We start from the raw sequence: 19,045 nt of genomic DNA on the forward strand, positions 1-19,045 counted from the left end.
GGACAGCAACTGTGGGAGCTGGCTTGCCTGCGATGCAGACACCTCGGTTTTTCAGGAAGACCGAGGTGTCTGCATCGCAGGCAAGCCAGCTCCCACATTGACACTGCCCACTCTGGATCTGTTTTGAATCTCCAAGAGGCTACTCATGAGAACACTGAAAAACCTGCTCGGTGGCTCGCTATTGGCACTCACCGTCCTGGCACAATCAGCCACGGCCGCCGAACCTGCCAAACCCATCCACTTCGGTGACATCACCTGGGAAAGCGGCAGCCTGATCACCGAGGTCCTGCGCCTGATTGTCGAGAAAGGCTACGGCCTGCCCACCGACACCTTGCCCGGCAGCACCGTGAGCCTGGAAGCGGCCCTGGCCAAGGACGATATCCAGGTGATCGGCGAAGAGTGGGCCGGGCGCAGTCCGGCGTGGGTCAAGGCCGAAAGCGAAGGCAAAGTGTTCGGCCTGGGCGACACGGTCAAGGGCGCGACCGAAGGGTGGTGGGTGCCGGAATACGTGATCAAGGGCGACGCGGCACGCGGTATCAAACCGTTGGCGCCGGACCTCAAGTCGGTGGCCGACCTGGCGCGCTACAAGGATGTGTTCCGCGATCCCGAAGACCCGACGCGTGGGCGTTTCCTCAACAGCCCTACCGGCTGGACCTCGGAGATCGTCAACAGCCAGAAACTCAAGGCCTACAAGCTCACTGACAGCTTCGTCAACTTCCGCACCGGCTCCGGCGCGGCGCTGGATGCCGAGGTCGCGTCGTCGATCCGGCGTGGCAAGCCGGTGTTGTTCTACTACTGGTCGCCGACCCCGCTGCTGGGGCGTTTCAAGCTGATCAAGCTGGAAGAACCGCCGTTCAACGCCGAAGCCTGGAAGACGTTGTCCGACGCGAAAAACCCCAACCCGATCGGCACCCGTTCGATGCCGGCGCGCCTGGCGATTGGCGTGTCCGCGCCGTTCAAGGCGCAGTACCCGCAACTGGTGAGCGTGTTTGAGAAGGTCGACCTGCCGATTGATCTGCTCAACGGCATCCTCGGGGACATGAGTGAAAAACGCACCCCGCCCCGCCAGGTGGCTGAAGCCTTCCTCAAGGACCATCCGCAGGTCTGGCAGCAGTGGGTTCCGGCGGATGTCGCCGCCAAGGTCAAGGAGGCGCTGTGATGCTGAAGATGTTTGCTGGCGTCGTCCTCTCGTTGATCGCCGGCCAGGTGTTGGCCGCCGAACCCGCCACCTTGCGCATCGGCTACCAGAAAAGCTCGGTGAGCATGGTCCTCGCCCGTGAGCACAAACTCTTCGAAGCGGCGTTGCCCGGCACCCAGGTGCAGTGGATTGAATTCCTCGGCGGCCCGCCGCTGATCGAAGCCCTCAACGGCGGCAGCCTGGACATCGGCAATATCGGCGACATCCCGCCGATCTTCGCCCAGGCCGCCGGCATCGAATTGCAGTACTTTGCCGTCGAGCCCAACGAGGGCAAATCCGAAGCAGTGCTGGTGCCCAAGAACAGCAACGTGCAAAGCGTGGCCGAACTCAAGGGCAAGCGCGTGGCGTTGCTCAAGGGCTCCAGCGCGCACAACCTGTTCCTCAAGAGCCTGCTGCGCGCCGGCTTGCAATGGAAGGACGTCGACGTGGTGTACCTGTCGCCCTCGGATGGGCGCGCCGCCTTTGAACAGGGCAAGGTCGACGCCTGGGTGGTGTGGGATCCGTACTATTCGGCGGCGGTGGTCGACGGCTCCGCCCGCGTGCTCGGCGATGGCCAGGGCCTCAATCCTGCGGGCACGTTCTTCGTCGCCAGCAGCGCGTTTGTGCAACAGCACCCGCAAGCCATCGGCCCGATTATCCAGACCCTGGCCAAGGCGCAGCGCCTGTCCCTCGACCAGCCCGAGGAAAGCATCGCCTTGATGGCCAAGACCCTCGGCCTGCCACCGGCGGTGGTCAAGAGCTACTTCGAACACCGTTCGTCGACCGCGATCCGCCCGCTGCAAGCCAGCGACATCGCCACTCAGCAACGCACCGCCGACCTGTTCTTCGCCAACGGCCTGATCCCGAAAAAGGTCGATGTGCAGCAAGTCGTCTTCAAGGCCCCATGACCTTGCAGGGGCCCGGAAAACCGAGCTCCTACGGAGGCGGGCAGGCGCTATTCCATTATCAGTGAGCAGACCATGCAACCGATCTACATCGACTTTCTCAACGGCCTCGACATCGACGAGCTGGGCCTCACTAACGATGAAATCCTCGTCGCCATCGAAGCCAGCCTGGGTATCCAGGGCCGGGGCGAGGCGGTGATCGAGCCGCGTACCCACCTGATTCCCGGCGGCGGTATCAACGGCCACTTCAACGTACTGCGCGGTGTACTCGGCGGTGATATCGGCTACGCCGGCGTCAAGGTGGTGGGCGATTTTGTCGACAACTACCGCAAGGGCCTGCCCTCGGAATTGGCGATCCTCAACCTGCTGGACCCGGCCACGGGCATCCCCAGGGCGATCCTCGACGCTTCGGCGATCACCGACATGCGCACCGGCGCGGTCACCGCCATTGGCGCCAAATACCTGGCCCGGCCCGACAGCAAAGTGCTGGCGCATATCGGCGCGCGCGGCACCGCGTATTGGAACGTGCGGCTGCTCGATCACCTGTTCGACTTCGATGAAATCCGCGTGCATTCGCGCCGCAGCGAAAGCCGCGAAGCCTTCGCCGAGCGCCTGCGCCGCGACCTCGGCAAACCGGTGATTGTCACCGACGACTGGGAGTCCACCGTGCGCGGCGCCGACATCGTGGTCGAAGCTTCGCGCCTGGAGCAACCCGAGCCGTTGCTGCGCACCGACTGGATCAAGCCCGGCGCCTTTGTCGTGCCCTACGGCACCATGAGCGCGGTGGAGCTGTCGCTCACCGACATCATGAGTAAGCTGGTGGTGGATGATTGGGGCCAGTGCAAGGGCGGCATGTTTGGCGCGTTGCGTGCGCACGTGGACGCCGGAAAACTCAGCGCCGAGACCTTGCACGCCGAGTTGGGGCAGATCGTCGCCGGCTTGAAAAGCGGCCGTGACAACCCCGAGGAAACCATCCTGTTCTGGCACCGCGGCTTGAGCCTCAGCGACATCGCCCTGGGCCATGCGTTGCTGGAAAAAGCCAAGCGCCTGGGGATTGGCCAGCGGCTGCGCTGGGCATGATTCACTTCGACTCCCAAGGGTTGGCGCTCGCCGATTTGCTGGCGATTGCCCGGCAGGATGCCCCGGCGGATTTCACCGTCCGGGCGCGACAACGTATCGACGCAGGCCATCGGTTGCTGCTCGAGTTGACGGCCGCAGGCACACCGATCTATGGCGTGACCACCGGCCTCGGTGCGGCCGTGGATACGCAGGCGCCGCCGCTGCAGGCGAACATTCCCCTGGGGCGTGCGGTGGGCGTCGGACGCCTGGCCAATCGACAGGAAGTGCGCGCGATCACGGCGGCGCGCCTGGCCGGATTGGCTCAGGGCCGCGCGGGGATTTCACCGGCGGCAGCGGACGCCTTGCTGGCGTTGCTCAACTCGGGTGTCGAGCCCGAGGTGCCACTGCTCGGATCACTGGGCGAGAGCGACCTGGCGCCCCTGGCACACCTGAGCCTGGCGCTGGACGTGCCGTTGACCGGCAAGGATGGCCTGGCGCTGGTGTCGGCGAATGCGGCGAGTGTCGGGCTGGGCGCCTTGCTGGTCTTCGAGGCGCGGCAGGCGTTGGAGGCCTTGATGGCGGCGCTGGCGTTGGCGTGCGAAGGCTACCGCGCCAACCTCAGCCCGTTCCAGCCGTGGGCGTCACGCCTGCGCCCGGCGCCAGGGCAGACTGAACAGTCGGCCGCGTTGTTGCAGTTGCTGGCCGGCGGCGAGCTGGCAGACCAGCCCCGCCGCCTGCAGGACCCGCTGAGCTTCCGCTGTGCCACGGTGGTCCAGGGCGCGGCGCAGCAGGCGTTGCAGCAATTGCATGCACTGGTCGAACTGGAACTGCGCAGTGGTGCGGATAACCCGGCGTTGATCAGCGAAGACGCGTTGGTCTTGGCCACCGCCAATTTTGACAGCACTCATCTGGCGCTGGCCGCCGAAGGCTTGGGCCTGGCACTGAGTCGCGTCGCCGCGTGTAGCGCCGAACGGATTGCCAAGCTGCTTTCGCCGACGTCCAGCGATTTACCGCGTTTTCTGATCACCCAGCCAGGGCACGTGGGGATGGCGGCGTTGCAGCGCACCAGCTCGGCACTGGTCGCCGAGATCGGGCATTTGGCCAATCCGTTGCCCGCTGTGAGCGTGCCGGTGGCGGACCGCGTGGAAGACTACGCCGGGCAGGCGCTGGCTGTGGTCGACAAGACCCGCCGCCTGACCGAGCGCGTGTTGTGGCTGGCAAGTATCGAGCTGATCGTGGCGGCACAGGCGGTGGACCTGCGCGGCCCCTTGCGGCTGGGGCAGGGCGTGCGGCAGATTCATGCCGCGGTGCGCAGCCGCGTGGCGCACCTGGATCAGGATCGCTCGGGCTCGGTGGATGTACTGGCGCTCGCCACCTTCCTCGAATCCAGCCCCTTCCCCCTGTAGGCGCCGGCAAGCCGGCTGCAACAGGGGGCGTGTGTGTTTATGGATTTTCGGCGGCCAGGGCGGCAATCACCGCTGGCCGCTCACCCACGCGCTGTTCAAACGCCGCCAGCGCCGGCCAGTCGCCCAGGTCGATAGCGTGAAATGCCGCCCAACGCAGCACCACGAACAGGTACGCATCCGCCACCGAGTACTCGCCCAGCAGGTAATCCTTGTGCTCCAAGGTCTTTACCAGCACCGCGAAACGCTTGAACAGGGTGGCCTGGAACAGGCCACGCACCTCGCCCTGGATCGCGCTGTTGAAAAACACCGCCAGCCCGCCATGAATTTCGGTGGCGATAAAATTCAGCCATTCCTGCAAACGCACTCGCTCCCAGCTGCCGTTGGCGGGGGCGAGGTGGGCGGCGGGCTTGAGGTCGGCCAGGTACTGCAGGATCGCACTGGCTTCGGTCAGTACCTGGCCGTTGTCCAACTGCAGCGCGGCGACGTAGCCCTTGGGGTTGATCTGCAGGAAATCCTCGCCGTCGGCGGTGGTTTTGGCCTGGTTATCGACCTGCACCAGCTCGAACGGCAGCGCCAATTCGCGCAACACGATATGCGGGGCGAGTGAACAGGCGTTGGGGAAGAAATACAGTTTCATCTGCGGCAGCTCCGTTGAATTTGCGCCAGTCTCACGGGCATGGCACCGTGCGTAAAATTAAACCTTCAGACCCCTGCCATAAGGACAGCTACTGCCATGATGAACCTGATGCACTGGCGCCTGCTGGTGGCCGTGGCTGATCGCGGCAGCATCACCGCCGCCGCCGAAGCGGTGGGCATGACGCAATCGGCCGCCAGCCAGGCCATGGCCAGCATGGAGGCGACCCTGGGTGCGCAGCTGTTTACCCGTGAACCGCGCAAGACCTTGCCCACTGCCTTGGGCATGAGCGTGATTGAGCAGGCGCGGGTGATGCTCGGCGCCTTGCAGACGATTCGCAGCACCGTGGATGAAGCTCGCCCGATGCTGCGTGGGACGATTCGCATCGCCAGTTTCCCGATGGTGCTCGCGACCTTTCTGACACCGCTGCTGCAACGCTTCGCGCAGTTGTACCCGGGCATCGAGGTCACCACCCTGGATGTCACCGACAACGAAGTGCTGACCCTGCTCGACGCCAACCTGATCGACCTGGGCGTGGTGCTCAACCCCAAGCCCGAGCGCAATGCCACGGTACTGGGGCGCGATTTGTGGATGGCGGTGCTGCCGGTCAACCATGCGCTGGCGCAGCGCCCGGCCGAGGCCAGCGTGTCGCTGGCGGAGCTGCTCGAACAACCGTTCGTGCTCGCCACCGGCGGTTGCACCGCCAACGCCCGCAGCCTGGGGGCCGCCGCGGGGCTGACGGTCAGCGATATCCGCGTGGAAGTGCGCGAATGGAGCAGTGCCTTCAGCCTGGTGCGTGAAGGCGTCGGCGTGACGCTGGTGCCGGAAATGGCCTTGCCGGCCCAGCGCACCGGCCTGCGCGTCATGCCGCTGACGGTGCCGCTGCACCGCGAATTCGCGCTGGTGGGTTCCTCTGCCCGCGTGCCTTCGGCCGCTACCAGCGCATTGTTGAAAATGCTTGCTGACTAGTGGCCTTGCATAGCGCCAAGCCCTGTCTATGCTCACCCAGAACCGTTGATGACGCTTGGCATATAAAGCGTTTCGGATGGTTATTTCCCCATGAAGGTGTGGCTGCACTGTCCAACAAATGAATGGAATGCGCCTTCGAGGCGCCGGGAATCCAGGGTGATCTGACCATGTTCAACCGCCATCACAAATCCGACCTGCTTGAAATCCAGCGTTTCTCCTGCGCACTCACCGAATCCAACGCCAAACTCGCCGCCATCAGCCGCTCCATGGCGATGATCGAGTTCGACCGCGACGGTGTGATCCTCGATGCCAACGACAACTTCTGCAAAACCATGGGCTACAACGCCGAGGAAATACGCGGCAAACATCACCGCATCTTTTGCGACGAGGCCTACACCCACACCGACGCCTACGCCAAGCTGTGGCGCGACCTGGCGCGGGGCGAGGCCCTCAGTGGCACCTTCATGCGCTTGAACAAGCATGGCCAGGAAGTGTGGCTGGAAGCCAGCTATATGCCGGTGCTGGGCCCGGACAACCACGTACAGAGCGTGATCAAAGTCGCGTCGGATATCTCCGCGCGGGTGCACCACGAGCATGAAAACCAGAGCCTGATCGACGCCATCGGCCGCTCGATGGCGGTGATCGAGTTCACCCCGCAGGGGCAGATCATCAATGCCAATGAGAACTTCCTGAGGACGGTGCAGTACTCCCTGGATGAGATCGTCGGCCAGCACCACAGCATGTTCTGCCATCGCAGCGAGGTGGAGTCGCCGGCCTACAAGGCGTTCTGGGCTTCGCTCAATCGCGGCGAATACCACTCGCACCGCTTCGAGCGCAGGAATAAATACGGCAAGACGCTGTTCCTGGAGGCGTCCTACAACCCGATCTTCGACGCCAGCGGGCGGCTGTACAAAGTGGTCAAGTTTGCCAGCGACATCACCGACCAGGTCACCACCCTGCGCACCGCCGCCGACTCGGCCCACGCCACTTCGGTACAGAACGACGCCTGCGCACGCAAGGGCTCGGAGGTGGTGCAGCAGACCGTGCAGATCATCGAGGAGATTTCCCACGACCTGAACCAGGCGGCGCAGAGTATCGACGCGGTGAGCAAACAGTCGGACATCATCGGCGCCATCGTGCAGACCATCCGCAGCATTGCCGAGCAGACCAATATGCTTGCGCTGAACGCGGCCATCGAAGCGGCGCGGGCCGGCGAGCATGGGCGCGGTTTTGCGGTGGTGGCCGACGAGGTGCGCAGCCTGGCGGCGCGGACCAGCCAGGCGACGGTGGAGATTGTCGAGGTGGTGCGCAAAAACCACGACCTGTCGCTGAGCGCGGTGTCGAGCATGCAGTCGAGCTTGAGCCGCACAGGGCTGGGGGTGGAATTGGCGAACGAGGCGGGGCAGGTGATCCTGGAGATTCAGGAAGGCTCACGGCATGTGGTAGATGCGATCAGTCAGTTCAATTCGACGTTGCAACTGCAATAAACGCATGAAGGAGCCGGCTTGCCGGCGATAGCATCACCTCGGTCTGGATTCACCGAGGCGCCTGCATCGCCGGCAAGCCGGCGCCTACCGTTGATCAGGTTGCCCGTTAGATGGCGGCCAGGGTTTCTTTCACCGCCTGTGCCTGCGGGTCAGCGGTTTTCGCCGCTACCTGCTGCTCTTGCTGCTGCTTCAGGCGCTCGGCCACTTGCTTGGAAATGGCGTCCTGCTTTTCCTGCGACATGTTCTGCACATCCGCCTCGGTCAAGCCTTGTTCCTTGAGCAGTTGCTCACGGATGCGTTCGGCCGGGGACTTGCTCATGTAGTCAGTGAAATCGGCCCGCGCGGTGCTGGTGCTGCTGCCCGCTGCCGGCACATCGGTGGTTGCGGTGGTCGCCGCCGTGGTGGCCTGCAACTGCACGCGGGTCTTGGCAAAGGCTTCGTCGATGCGATCGTTGGCCTTGTCCAGTTCCTTCTGCGCGGCCGGTACGGTCACGCTTTGCTGCGCCGCTTGCACGGCACCGCTGTACAGCGCGCTGGCGGCAGCATTGGCGGGGTCCATGTCGGGCCGCTTGATCTGTTGAATGGTCGACACCGCTTGGGTGTTGTTGTTAACCAGCATGATCGGTCACCTGGGAAAATGGTCGGTGCCAGTGCTGGAGCAATTAGCATGCCGGGTCGCATCACCCCGGTTTTATTGGGGATGGCCTGGCCGCCGCGGCAAACATTGTCCCGCCGGCGGCCAACCGTTGCCGTCAGTGGGCGATGTTTTCCAGCGCCAGGTTGCGCGTGCGCGGGCCGAACCAACTGATGGTGATCATTACGATCAGCATACTGCTGGCAATAAACGCGAGGACGCCCGGCGTGCCCAGGTGCTCGAGGATAAACCCGATCAACAGGCTGCTGAACACCGTGGACAAGCGGCTGAACGAGTAGCAGAACCCGACCGCCCGCGCGCGGATGTTGGTGGGGAACAGTTCGCTCTGGTACGAGTGATAACTGAAGCTCAGCCAGGCGTTGCAGAAGGTGATCATCACCCCGCAGATCACCAGCCCCACCGCCGTGGTCTGCAGGGCGAACAGGCTGCCGAAGATCATCGCGCCCATGGCCGAGCCGACGATCTGCCACTTGTTTTCAAAGCGGTTGGCCACCTTCACAAACAGCAACGGCCCCAACGGGTAGGCGAGTGTGATGATAAAGGCGTACAGCAAGCTGTGGGTCACGCTCACGCCCTGGCCCGACAACAGCGCCGGCAACCAATTGCCGAAGCCGAAAAAACCGATGGCCTGGAACACGTGGAACACAATCAGCATCAACGCGCGGCGCCGGTACGGTGGTTGCCAGATATCCGCAAATCGGCCGTTGCCCTGCACGCTGACGGCTTCGGGTTCCGGTGCATCCAGCGGTTTGCCGTGATCCTTCTGGCAGCGCGCCTCCAGGCTGTCCATGATCTGGCCGGCTTCATCAAAGCGGCCTTTTTGCGCGAGCCAGCGCGGTGACTCCGGCAAGCGCTTGCGCAGTTGCCAGATAAACAGCGCAAACACTGCACTGCTCAGCACCACCCAACGCCAGCCCGAGACCCCGAACGGCGCCTGGGGCACCAGCCACCACGACATCAGCGCCACTGCTGGCACCGACAGGAACTGAATAAAAAACGCAAAGGCGAACGCCGAGCTGCGCATGCGCTTGGGCACCAGTTCCGAGAGGTAGGCATCGATCGTCACCAGCTCGATGCCCAGGCCGATGCCGACCAGAAAGCGCATGCAGATGATGCCCAGGGCTGATGTCTGGATGCCCATCAGCACGGTGGCCACGGTGTACCAGATCAACGCAAAGGTGAAGATCGCCCGGCGCCCGAAACGGTCGGCGATGGGGCTGAGCAGGCTGGCGCCCAGGAACAGCCCGAGGAAGGTCGCCGAGGCGAACGCCGCCTGATCCGAGAAGCCAAACACGCCCTCGCTGCCCATGTGGAAAATCCCGTCCGTGATCAGGCCGGGGCTGATGTAGGCGGTCTGGAACAGGTCATACAGCTCGAAAAAGCCGCCGATAGACAGCAACGCCACCAGGCGCCAGACGGTAGCGACGGCGGGCAGGCGGTCAATACGCGCGCTGATGTGGGCGGCGCGGACTGGGTCGATGCCGTCTGTAGCGGGGAGTGCAGGCATGGTGCGGGAAACTCAGTAAGTGATCGGAATCTCGAAATTTTCCTGGAAGGCATCATCGACCGGATGGTAACCCAACACCCGCGTGGTTTCGCTCAGGTCCAGGCGCTTGAAACGATTATTGGAAATGCCGTGGGCGATCAGGTGCTTGACGCCCTCGGCCTCCACCGACCGTTGCAGCAGTTGCACCGCGTCACGTGGGCTGAGCCAGGCGCTGAGGTCGCGCGCGTTGTTCAGGTCATGGGTCGCGGGGAACTCGAAGGCGCCGATGCGCAGGGCAATCGTCGACAGGGGGGTCTTGGCCGCGTAATAGCCACAGAGTGCCTCGCCGTAGCATTTGCTCACGCCGTACAGGTTGGCGGGCATGACTTGCATGCCGGGCGTGATCTGGCGATCCACTGGGTAGCCTTCGATGGTTTGCGCGCTGCTGGCGAACACCAGGCGCTGCACACCGGCGGCCACGGCGGCTTCGAACAGGTGAGTGGTGGCGAGGATATTGTTGGGCAGCAATTCGTCGAACGTGGCGCTGGCATGGGGGATGCCGGAAAGGTGCACGATCACGTCGATGCCGTCGAGCAGGGCGGCGAGGCTGGATTTGTCGCTGAGGTCGGCCTGCACGAAGCGGTGCTCGCCGAGATTGAAGTCCGGGGCGATACGGTCGGTGAGGGTGAAGCGGTAGCGGTCTTTCGAGGCTTCGAAAAACGTTTTGCCGATGCGACCGCAGGCACCGGTCAGCAGTACATTGATTCCTTTCACGTGCAATTCCTTAGTTGTGACCGGCAAGGGCAAAGGTCTGGAAGCCCTGATGCTGGCCGAGGCGTTGATAGTAAGCGGCAATGGCGGGGTAGGGCGGCCGCGTCATGGGGGTCATCTGCCAGCGGTGCACCGAGAGGCCGATGAGGATATCGGCGAGGGTGAATTCATCCCCGGCCACGTAGGCATTGGTGCGAGCAAGTTGTTGTTCGAGGAGGCCCATCTTGTCGTTCCAGCGCTGCACGGCGGCGGCAATCTGCGCTGCGTCGAGGCCGTCCGGGTTGTTGCGCACCAGCGCGGTGAAGGCGTCGCCCCAGGCGCGGTTGAGTTCGATGGCCTGCCAGTCGATCCACTGCTCGACACGCGCCCGCGGCGCAGGCTCGGCGGGCAGCAGGTCGGTGCGTTGGTAGAGGCTGACGAGGTAGCGACAGATGGTGTTGGATTCCCACAACACACCGTGATCGTCAATCAGCACCGGCACCTGGGCGTTGGGGTTCAGCTCAAGGAATTCGGCGGACTGGGTCGGCTTGAAACCGATGCCCCAGTCTTCGCGCACGTAGTCGATGCCCAGTTCCTGGCAGGTCCACAGTACTTTTCGCACGTTGATGGAAGACGTGCGACCCAAGATTTTCAGTGAGTGTCCCATGGTGCTTCCCTGGCAGTGGAGAGCAGCCAATCTAGCAGGGGGCGCCGAGGACAGCGAGTGCCTGACGCGACCACCGATGATTTCGGGCTCAGGTACTCTCGCGCACCTGCAGCTCAAACCCCATGTCCACCACGGGTTTGGCGATCTTGTTGCCGGCCATGATCGTCAACAAATGCTCCGCCGCTCGCCGGCCGATGGCTTCACGCGGTGTGCTGATGCTGCTCAGGCGCGGCACCATGAAGGAGGAGGCCGGCAAGTCGTTGAAGCCCAGCACCGCGACGCGCTCGGGTACTTTGATGCCATGGCGCATGGCCTCCAGCAGCGCGCCCTGGGCCAGGTCGTCGTTGCCGAAGAAGATCGCGTCCACCTCCGGATGGGCCGCCAGCAATTGCAAGAACAGCTCGCCACCCAGGCCGACCGAGGACGGGCGTGGCGTCAGCAGTTCCAGCGCGGGGTCGTACATCCCCGCCTGTTGCAGCGCACGGCGGAAACCTTCGCCGCGCAGCAAGGTGCGTTGGTCCAGTTGCGCGCCGATATAGGCCAGTCGCTTGCGCCCACGGGACAGCAAGTGCGCGGCAGCGGTTTCGCCGGCCGCCACCTGCGAGAAGCCCACGCAGTTCACGCCGGCGTTGGGGTCCAGGTCCATCATGTAGACGCACGGCACGTTGCTGGCCTCGACCATCCGTCGGGCGCTTTCGGTGCGGTCGAAGCCGGTCAGCAGCAAACCCCGCGGCTGGTAAGCCATGTAGTTGCGCAGCAGGTTTTCTTCTTCATCGCGCGAATAATGCGAGTTGCCGATCAGCACTTCAAAGCCCTTGGGCCGCAGCACCTGGTGGATGGCCTCGAGGGTTTCGATAAATAAAAGGTTGGACAGCGACGGCACCAGCACCACCACTGAATGGCTCTGCGCAGAGGCCAGCGCACGGGCGGCAGGGTTGACCACGTAGTTGAGTTCGGCGGCGGCGTGCTGCACTTTTTCCACCAACTCGGTGGCAACGGTGCTGATGCCACGCAGGGCGCGGGACGCGGTAATGGGGCTGACGCCGGCCAGGCGGGCGACTTCGTTGAGGGTAGGGCGGCCCGTCGTGCGGGTATTTTTATCGTTCTTGGAGGTCATCAGGCGGCTTGCCAAACAAAAATCGAGGCACTAAGGTAGCGCTGTCTCCAAAGGCCTGCAAATTCTTGAAGAAAGGGTTGCCTGATCCTGTTCAAAACCATTGGAGCGGATGCACGCGTCACTCCATAAAAAAAGACAAGACGGCGCGGGAAAAGCCTGTTTTTGCACTAGCCTTACAGCGTGCAAAGGTAGCGCTATCTGCGTCCTGAGGTGTTTCATGAGTCAACCTGTTACCGCCCTGGTCATCATGGGTGTTTCCGGCTGTGGCAAGTCCAGCGTCAGCGAGGCCCTGTGCCGCCTGAACGGTGCCACCGCCATTGAAGGCGACAGCTTTCACCCCGCCGCGAACATCGAGAAGATGAGCGCCGGCCACCCCCTCAACGACGACGACCGTGCCGGCTGGCTCGACATCCTGTGCGATGAGCTGCGCCGTTCGCTCAAGGCCGGTGAGCATCCGGTGCTGACGTGTTCGGCGCTGAAAAAGAAATACCGCGACCACCTGCGCGAAGCCGCGCCGGGCCTGGGGTTTGTCTTTCTGGAGCTGACGCGTGCCGTGGCCGCCGACCGCGTGTCCCATCGCCCCGGCCATTTCATGCCGGCCAGCCTGATCGACAGCCAGTTCGCCACCCTCGAATCGCCCGTCGGCGAACCGCTGACCCTGGCCCTGAATGCCAGCGAAGACAGCGTCGAGGCATTGGCCGAGCAAACCAATGCCTGGTGGCTGAAACACGGTTTTGAACCATCCAAATAATTTTTTGCCGGAAAAGATAGCGCTATCCCCGGCGACAAATTGAATACCGGCTTTAATAACAACAACAAACAGGAGAGACCCCCCATGTTTGGCATGTCCCACGAGTCCTACCTGCTGCTTGATGCAGTGGTCACTATCATCGGTCTGATCTTTCTGATCACCAAGTTCAAGGTGCACCCGTTCATTGCACTGATCATCGCGGCCGGCTTCCTTGGCCTGACCTCGGGCATGCCCGTGGACAAGATCATCAAGGCGTTCCAGGACGGCTTCGGCGGGGTGCTCGGCTTTGTCGGCATCATCCTTGCGCTGGGCACCATGCTCGGCAAGATGATGGCCGAATCCGGCGGCGCCGATCAGATCGCCCAGACCCTGATCCGCGCCTTCGGCAAGGAAAAGGTTCAGTGGGCGATGATGTTCGCCGCGTTTCTGGTGGGCATCCCGCTGTTCTTCGAGATTGGTTTTGTATTGCTGATCCCGCTGGTGTTCATCGTCGCGCGCCGCACCGGCGTGTCGCTGATCAAGATCGGCATCCCGCTGCTGGCCGGCCTCTCGGCGGTGCACGGGCTGGTGCCACCGCATCCGGGCCCGCTGCTGGCCATCGGCGTGTTTGGCGCGGACATCGGCAAGACCATCCTGTATGGCCTGATCGTCGCACTGCCGACCGCCATCATTGCCGGCCCGATCTTCGGCACGTTTATCGCCAAGTACATCCCGGGCAATCCGTCCCAGGAACTGGTGGACCAACTGGCCCGCGAACCTGAGTCGAAAACCCTGCCGAGCTTCAGCATCACCCTGATCACTGTGCTGCTGCCGGTGTTCCTGATGCTGCTGAAAACCTTCGCCGACATCGCATTGGTCGAAGGCCACGTGGTGCGCAACTGGATGGACATGATCGGCCACCCGATCACTGCGCTGCTGCTGGCATTGCTGCTGTCGCTGTACACCTTTGGCCATCGCCAGGGCATCCATTCCAAGCAGATCCTCAAGCTGCTCGACGCCAGCCTTGCGCCGACCGCCGCGATCATCCTGATCATCGGCGCCGGTGGCGGTTTCAAGCAGATGCTGGTGACCAGCGGCGTGGGTGACGTGATCGGCCACATGGCGGTGAACGCGCAGATCAACCCGATCCTGCTGGCCTGGCTGGTGGCGGCGGTGATTCGTGTGGCAACCGGGTCGGCGACCGTGGCGACCATTACCGGCGCCGGCATCGTGGTACCGGTGGTGGGCATGATTCCAGGGGTCAACCGTGAGTTGCTGGTGTTGGCGACGGGCGCAGGTTCGTTGATCCTGTCGCACGTCAATGATGCGGGGTTCTGGCTGGTGAAGCAGTACTTCAACATGACCGTGGCCGAGACCTTCAAGACCTGGACGGCGATGGAGACCATCCTGTCGGTGGTGGCGCTGATCTTTATCATGCTGCTGTCGTTGGTGGTCTGACAGGCAGGCCATGATGCCGGGGTGAAAACCCCCTCCAAATGTGGGAGCGGGCTTGCCCGCGAGTGCGCTAGATCAGTCGCCAGATACATGACTGATACTGCGCATTCGCGAGCAAGCCCGCTCCCACATTTTTGACCGCGTTGCGGGATCAGGCCTTGGTGATCAAGCCATCCGCCCGGAACATCCCGCGAATGCCGCGCACCGCCTGGCGAATCCGGTCCTGGTTTTCGATCAGCGCAAAGCGCACGTGATCGTCGCCGTACTCACCAAAGCCGATCCCCGGTGATACACACACCTTGGCTTCGAGCAGCAGCTTCTTGGCAAATTCCAGCGAGCCCATGGCGGCATACGCCTCGGGAATCTTCGCCCAGACGTACATCGACGCCTTCGGGTTTTCCACCATCCAGCCCAACTCATGCAGACCCTTGACCAGCACATTGCGGCGCTGGCGGTACTGTTCGGCGATGTCTTTGACGCACTGTTGGTCGCCTTCCAGCGCAGCGATCGCCGCCACCTGCAGCGGGGTGAAGGTGCCGTAGTCGTGGTAGCTCTTGATACGGGCCAGGGCGTTGACCAGTTCCGGGTTGCCGACCATGAAGCCGATGCGCCAGCCGGCCATGTTGTAGCTCTTGGACAGGGTGAAAAACTCCACCGCAATGTCCTTGGCGCCCGGCACCTGCATGATCGACGGGGCTTTCCAGCCGTCGTAGACGATGTCGGCGTAGGCCAGGTCATGCACCACCAGCACGTCGTACTGCTTGGCCAGCGCAATCACGCGCTCGAAGAAATCCAGCTCCACGCACTGCGCGGTCGGGTTGGACGGGAAACCGAGAATCATCATCTTCGGCTTGGGAATCGAGCCGCGAATCGCACGTTCCAGCTCGGCGAAGAAGTCCACGCCAGGCACCAGCGGTACCGAACGCACCTGGGCGCCGGCAATCACGGCACCGTAGATGTGAATCGGGTAGCTGGGGTTCGGCACCAGCACGGTATCGCCCTGGTCCAGGGTGGCCAGCATCAAGTGCGCCAGGCCTTCCTTGGAACCGATGGTCACGATGGCTTCCGACTCGGGGTCGATGTCCACTTCATAGCGGTCCTTGTACCAGCGCGAAATGGCGCGGCGCAGGCGCGGAATGCCCTTGGAAGTGGAGTAGCCGTGGGTGTCTTCGCGCTGGGCGACGGTGACCATCTTCTCCACGATATGCGGTGGCGTGGCGCCGTCAGGGTTACCCATGCTCAAGTCGATGATGTCTTCGCCGCGCCGACGCGCAGCCATCTTCAGCTCGGCAGTGATATTGAAAACATACGGGGGGAGTCGATCAATGCGCGCAAAGCGGCGCGGCGAACCTTGGTCTGCCATTGTTGCCTCGAGAGTACGTAAGCGCCCGGAACCGTCCGAGCGACGTCGGCCACTGCGGTGGCCTGCGGGGCAGACAATACGGTCGATGATGGCCAGTTGTCCAGATGCGTAGGAAAATTTTCTGCATGGAGTCCAGCGCGGATATGCCCCTATACTCGATGCGGGTTTGTTCCCTCATAAGAAGGAGACTGTTCGTATGGATCAGCAGACAAGACAACCGTTGGAGCCACGCATGGAAGCCGGTAAAGCCCTGGTGATCGCCGGGGTGCAAGGGCGTTATTCGAAGGCCACCGTGGGCGATATCCCCAAGCTGTGGGAGTTGTTCGACACCTGCGTCAAGGACATCAAGAAGCGCGTTGGCGGCGTGACCTATGGGGTGTGCCACAACCCCAGACATGACGAATTCGACTACATGGCCGGGGTTGAAGTCCCCACCAAGGGCGATGTACCGAGCAACTTCGAGTCCATCGAAATTCCGCCGCTCAACTACGCCGTGTTCCCGCACTACGGTCCGGTGCAGGCGCTGGAGCAGACCTACGAACGCATCATGTTCGAATGGTTGCCGCACTCGGGCTACAAGGTGATGGGCGCGGATTTCGAGCGTTACAGCGCGGATTTTGATGCGCGCAAGGGCATCGGGACAGTGGAGATCTGGCTGCCGGTTCAAGCCAAGGCCTGATGCAACGCGATTGAGCTGCCTGGGCAGCTCAATCGATACCGTCACTCGCTGAGCAGGCGCCCGATGAAGGACTGGCGACCCGCGTGAATGCCGCTGCTCTGCAGTGTGCTGTTGAACGTTACCCACTCCACCAGGCTGATTTGGCCGTGCTCGGGACGTCCGTTGGGGTCTCGCCATGCATTGGCGATGCCGTCCACACCAAAGGTGGCGTCCGGTTGACTGTCCGGGTTGAACCGGAGCAACTGGATGACGCTGCCATTGCCATTGCGGGCCAGTGCCACGATTTTCTGATCAGGCTGGACCACCACGCTGGTAAAACGGAAACCGTCGGCGTTTTTTTCCAGCGGCTTGCCGGCATTAAAGGCGGGATCGGGTTGGCCGTTGGCCAGCAGGATGGCCACGAAGTTCTTGTCCCCCGGGGTGGTATAGCTACTTCCGACAATCGCTATTCTGCCTTCCTGGCCCTTGGCCAGTGCAGTGACTTGTCTGTTTTGCTTATTGTCGAAGGGCAATACGGCGAAGCCATTTGTACCGAAGCTGCCGTCAAGTTCACCATTATCCGTCAGGCCGACGATGTAGGCCTCGCGTTTGTCGCCCAGCTTGGTCGTGCCGGCAACTACGAAGCCTTTTTGAGTGATCAACACACTGTCGAGTTGGGAATTAACCAACGTATTCGGTCTGTCGTTTCCGAAGTTGATGACCTCGCCGTTGACTCCGAGTTGGTAGATAAAGGTGTCAGTGCCGTCACTGAATACGGCGACAATCTTGTTGTCGGCCTGCCCGGCCTTGTTGTCAGTCTGCACGGCCTTGTCGTCGGCCTGCACGGCTAAACCGCCTTTGATGCTCACGGGAAAGACCGCTTTATCCAGTTCCCTTATGCCGTTTTCGCCAAACTGCAGGTCCGCGTTGCCATCCTCCGCATTGAATCGAGTAATAAATGCGCGATGCTCATTTCCCAGTGCAGCCAGCAAAACGGGCTTTCCATTAGGTTGAATGATCAGGTCCATGAGGACGGCTGATTCTGCAAGGCGCGTGTATCCGGTCCCGAACTGGGTGTCGAGCTCACCTGCAGGCGTATGTTTGGTGACGGCTAATCGATTTGTGTCGCCTTCTCTCGTCAATCCCACCGTCAGGGTGGAACCGTCACTGAGCGCGCGTGACAGGCCTGCGGAGGATGAGGCGATGACCGTGCCGTCCTTTGGGGATTGGTTCCCGAAGGACAGGTCCGGGCTGCCGGCGGTGTTTGCCGTAGTGTGATTCGACGGAATACTCATGAGTGTTCTCCGGATGGGACGTTGAGAGTTTCCACGCCTGCTCGTTCCAAACCTTGAGCGACAACTTCGGGCATTCCAGTACAAAGCATAGGGCGACCGCTGTATAGCTGTGAAATCTGACAGTAGACACGACCGTTCAGATGGGCCGGTCAAACACCCAGCTCAACCGGCGCTCATACCCAATGCGGCCCCTGTACGCCTCCCCGCTGTCCACCCAGCCGGCGCTCAGGTACATCGTCATCGCCGCCACATTGTCCGCGTCCACGGACAACTCCAGGCCCTTGATCTGCGGCCACGCCTGCAGTGCCGCTGCGGGCAGCGCCTGTAGACACGCCTTGCCGAACCCGCGCCCTTGCTGCTGGCGATCCACCTGCAGCGCGTGCAGCGTCGCGCTGTGCTCGTCGGCCCAGTGGGGCAGGCAGGGTGGGCGTTTGAGCAGCAGGAAAGCCACGGGATGCTCGTCGGCAAGCAGGGCGAAGCCTTTGATCGCAGCGGGGTTGGGATTGACCAGCAGGCTGTTCAGCGCGCAGTCGATATCGCCGGAATACGCCAGTTGCTCGGGATGCACTTGCAGGGTGTTGAGCTGCTGTTTCTGCACAAGGCTCAGCGTCTCATAGGGGACGAGGCGGGTTTCCATCAGGGACGCATCCGAATTCCTACAAAGAGCCGTGGATTCTAGCGGGTTTGCCGGGGGTGAAATTATTTTTCAAGCGGCTGTCGATTTGCCGTCGGCGCGTTCGACTAAGGATGTCTTCCGTGAATTACACCCCGCAGGAGTATCGCCATGAGCACCACCATCAATCGCCTCATCGATGCATGGAAACACGCCGTCGTCGCCCGGGATATCGACAAGATTGTCAGCTTTTACGCCGACGATATCGTCGCGTTCGACGCCGTGACCGCGTTGCAATTCAAGGGCAAGGCCGCCTATCGCGCGCACTGGGAGGAATGCATGAAGCACTGCCCCGGCCCGGGGATTTTCGAGTTCCACGAACTGCGCATCGTCGAGTCCCAGGACAGCGCATTTGCCCACTGGCTGGCCCATTGCGGCGGCGCCGGGCCGGACGGCGAGGTCAAGGCCTGCTGGATGCGCGTGACTGCCGGCTATCAACAGATCAATGGTCAATGGCGCGTGGTGCATGAGCACTGGTCGGCGCCGTTCGACATGGACAGCGGCACCGCACTGTTCGACCTGAAACCTTGAGCGCCGCGAACTATAGTCAGTAGTCCGA

Annotated in this window: 19 protein-coding genes; 10 read left to right on the forward strand and 9 right to left on the reverse strand. The window is 62.5% G+C overall.

From position 1 onward, the window contains the following. Positions 1-145 precede the first annotated feature (145 nt). The 4 genes from QMX97_RS15505 to QMX97_RS15520 all read left to right on the forward strand — a co-directional run bounded on the left by QMX97_RS15505 (position 146) and on the right by QMX97_RS15520 (position 4,547). Positions 146-1,159: an ABC transporter substrate-binding protein gene (locus QMX97_RS15505; RefSeq protein WP_282397190.1), complete on the forward strand. Its 1,014-nt coding sequence runs from the start codon at positions 146-148 to the stop codon at positions 1,157-1,159. Further along, entirely contained in the window at positions 1,159-2,085 is a 927-nt protein-coding gene (locus tag QMX97_RS15510) for an aliphatic sulfonate ABC transporter substrate-binding protein (RefSeq protein WP_282397191.1), read from the forward strand. Before QMX97_RS15505 ends, QMX97_RS15510 begins: the two co-directional genes overlap by 1 nt. A 72-nt stretch (positions 2,086-2,157) precedes the next feature. Beyond that, positions 2,158-3,162, forward strand: a complete 1,005-nt coding sequence (locus QMX97_RS15515; protein WP_282397192.1) for an ornithine cyclodeaminase family protein — start codon at positions 2,158-2,160, stop codon at positions 3,160-3,162. Then, positions 3,159-4,547 carry an aromatic amino acid lyase gene (locus QMX97_RS15520; RefSeq protein ID WP_282397193.1) on the forward strand — a complete coding sequence of 463 codons (1,389 nt, stop codon included), beginning with the start codon at positions 3,159-3,161 and terminating at the stop codon, positions 4,545-4,547. Before QMX97_RS15515 ends, QMX97_RS15520 begins: the two co-directional genes overlap by 4 nt. Before the next feature lie 37 nt (positions 4,548-4,584). Here QMX97_RS15520 and gstA read toward each other — a convergent pair whose 3' ends face one another. After that, on the reverse strand, positions 4,585-5,184 hold the full coding sequence (gene gstA / locus QMX97_RS15525) for a glutathione transferase GstA (RefSeq protein ID WP_282397194.1): 600 nt from the start codon (positions 5,182-5,184) through the stop codon (positions 4,585-4,587). Positions 5,185-5,280: 96 nt separating this feature from the next. Between gstA and QMX97_RS15530 the strand changes: the two genes are divergently transcribed. Together QMX97_RS15530 and QMX97_RS15535 are read left to right on the forward strand one after the other, a co-directional pair. Next, positions 5,281-6,150 (forward strand): LysR family transcriptional regulator, encoded by an 870-nt coding sequence (locus QMX97_RS15530; protein WP_282397195.1) that lies wholly within the window; start codon positions 5,281-5,283, stop codon positions 6,148-6,150. Between the two features lie 167 nt (positions 6,151-6,317). Next, a complete protein-coding gene (locus QMX97_RS15535) occupies positions 6,318-7,637 on the forward strand; it encodes a PAS domain-containing methyl-accepting chemotaxis protein (protein WP_282397196.1) in 1,320 nt (439 codons plus the stop codon). Positions 7,638-7,743: 106 nt separating this feature from the next. Here the strand turns inward: QMX97_RS15535 and QMX97_RS15540 are convergent, their stop codons facing one another. The 5 genes from QMX97_RS15540 to QMX97_RS15560 all read right to left on the reverse strand — a co-directional run bounded on the left by QMX97_RS15540 (position 7,744) and on the right by QMX97_RS15560 (position 12,315). Then, entirely contained in the window at positions 7,744-8,256 is a 513-nt protein-coding gene (locus tag QMX97_RS15540) for a hypothetical protein (protein WP_065909064.1), read from the reverse strand. 133 nt (positions 8,257-8,389) lie between these two features. Next, complete coding sequence (locus QMX97_RS15545; RefSeq protein ID WP_282397197.1) at positions 8,390-9,799, reverse strand: MFS transporter; 1,410 nt, start codon at positions 9,797-9,799, stop codon at positions 8,390-8,392. Positions 9,800-9,811: 12 nt separating this feature from the next. After that, positions 9,812-10,552 (reverse strand): NAD(P)-dependent oxidoreductase, encoded by a 741-nt coding sequence (locus QMX97_RS15550; protein WP_065909068.1) that lies wholly within the window; start codon positions 10,550-10,552, stop codon positions 9,812-9,814. 10 nt (positions 10,553-10,562) lie between these two features. Further along, the gene (locus QMX97_RS15555) at positions 10,563-11,195 is read right to left on the reverse strand and encodes a glutathione S-transferase (protein WP_065909071.1); all 633 of its coding nucleotides are present in this window, start codon (positions 11,193-11,195) and stop codon (positions 10,563-10,565) included. A gap of 88 nt (positions 11,196-11,283) precedes the next feature. After that, complete coding sequence (locus QMX97_RS15560; RefSeq protein WP_162946162.1) at positions 11,284-12,315, reverse strand: LacI family DNA-binding transcriptional regulator; 1,032 nt, start codon at positions 12,313-12,315, stop codon at positions 11,284-11,286. A gap of 214 nt (positions 12,316-12,529) precedes the next feature. Here QMX97_RS15560 and QMX97_RS15565 point away from each other — a divergent pair, with 214 nt between their 5' ends. After that, positions 12,530-13,063, forward strand: coding sequence for a gluconokinase (locus QMX97_RS15565; protein ID WP_065909076.1), 534 nt, complete (start codon positions 12,530-12,532; stop codon positions 13,061-13,063). 84 nt (positions 13,064-13,147) lie between these two features. Next, entirely contained in the window at positions 13,148-14,500 is a 1,353-nt protein-coding gene (locus QMX97_RS15570; RefSeq protein WP_065909078.1) for a GntP family permease, read from the forward strand. Between the two features lie 148 nt (positions 14,501-14,648). Here the strand turns inward: QMX97_RS15570 and alaC are convergent, their stop codons facing one another. Continuing rightward, the gene (gene alaC, locus QMX97_RS15575; RefSeq protein WP_065909081.1) at positions 14,649-15,860 is read right to left on the reverse strand and encodes an alanine transaminase; all 1,212 of its coding nucleotides are present in this window, start codon (positions 15,858-15,860) and stop codon (positions 14,649-14,651) included. Between the two features lie 196 nt (positions 15,861-16,056). On the opposite strand from alaC, the gene QMX97_RS15580 reads away from it, so the two are divergent. After that, the gene (locus QMX97_RS15580) at positions 16,057-16,539 is read left to right on the forward strand and encodes a GyrI-like domain-containing protein (protein ID WP_065909084.1); all 483 of its coding nucleotides are present in this window, start codon (positions 16,057-16,059) and stop codon (positions 16,537-16,539) included. A gap of 41 nt (positions 16,540-16,580) precedes the next feature. On the opposite strand, the gene QMX97_RS15585 is transcribed toward QMX97_RS15580, so the two are convergent. Next, complete coding sequence (locus QMX97_RS15585; protein ID WP_282397198.1) at positions 16,581-17,813, reverse strand: hypothetical protein; 1,233 nt, start codon at positions 17,811-17,813, stop codon at positions 16,581-16,583. Positions 17,814-17,949: 136 nt separating this feature from the next. Next, complete coding sequence (locus tag QMX97_RS15590) at positions 17,950-18,450, reverse strand: GNAT family N-acetyltransferase (protein ID WP_282397199.1); 501 nt, start codon at positions 18,448-18,450, stop codon at positions 17,950-17,952. A 147-nt stretch (positions 18,451-18,597) separates the two neighbouring features. On the opposite strand from QMX97_RS15590, the gene QMX97_RS15595 reads away from it, so the two are divergent. Continuing rightward, the gene (locus QMX97_RS15595; protein ID WP_065909093.1) at positions 18,598-19,017 is read left to right on the forward strand and encodes a nuclear transport factor 2 family protein; all 420 of its coding nucleotides are present in this window, start codon (positions 18,598-18,600) and stop codon (positions 19,015-19,017) included. Positions 19,018-19,045 lie beyond the last annotated feature (28 nt).

This window comes from Pseudomonas sp. PS01298 (assembly GCF_029959745.1).
Classification (GTDB): domain Bacteria; phylum Pseudomonadota; class Gammaproteobacteria; order Pseudomonadales; family Pseudomonadaceae; genus Aquipseudomonas; species Aquipseudomonas aylmerensis.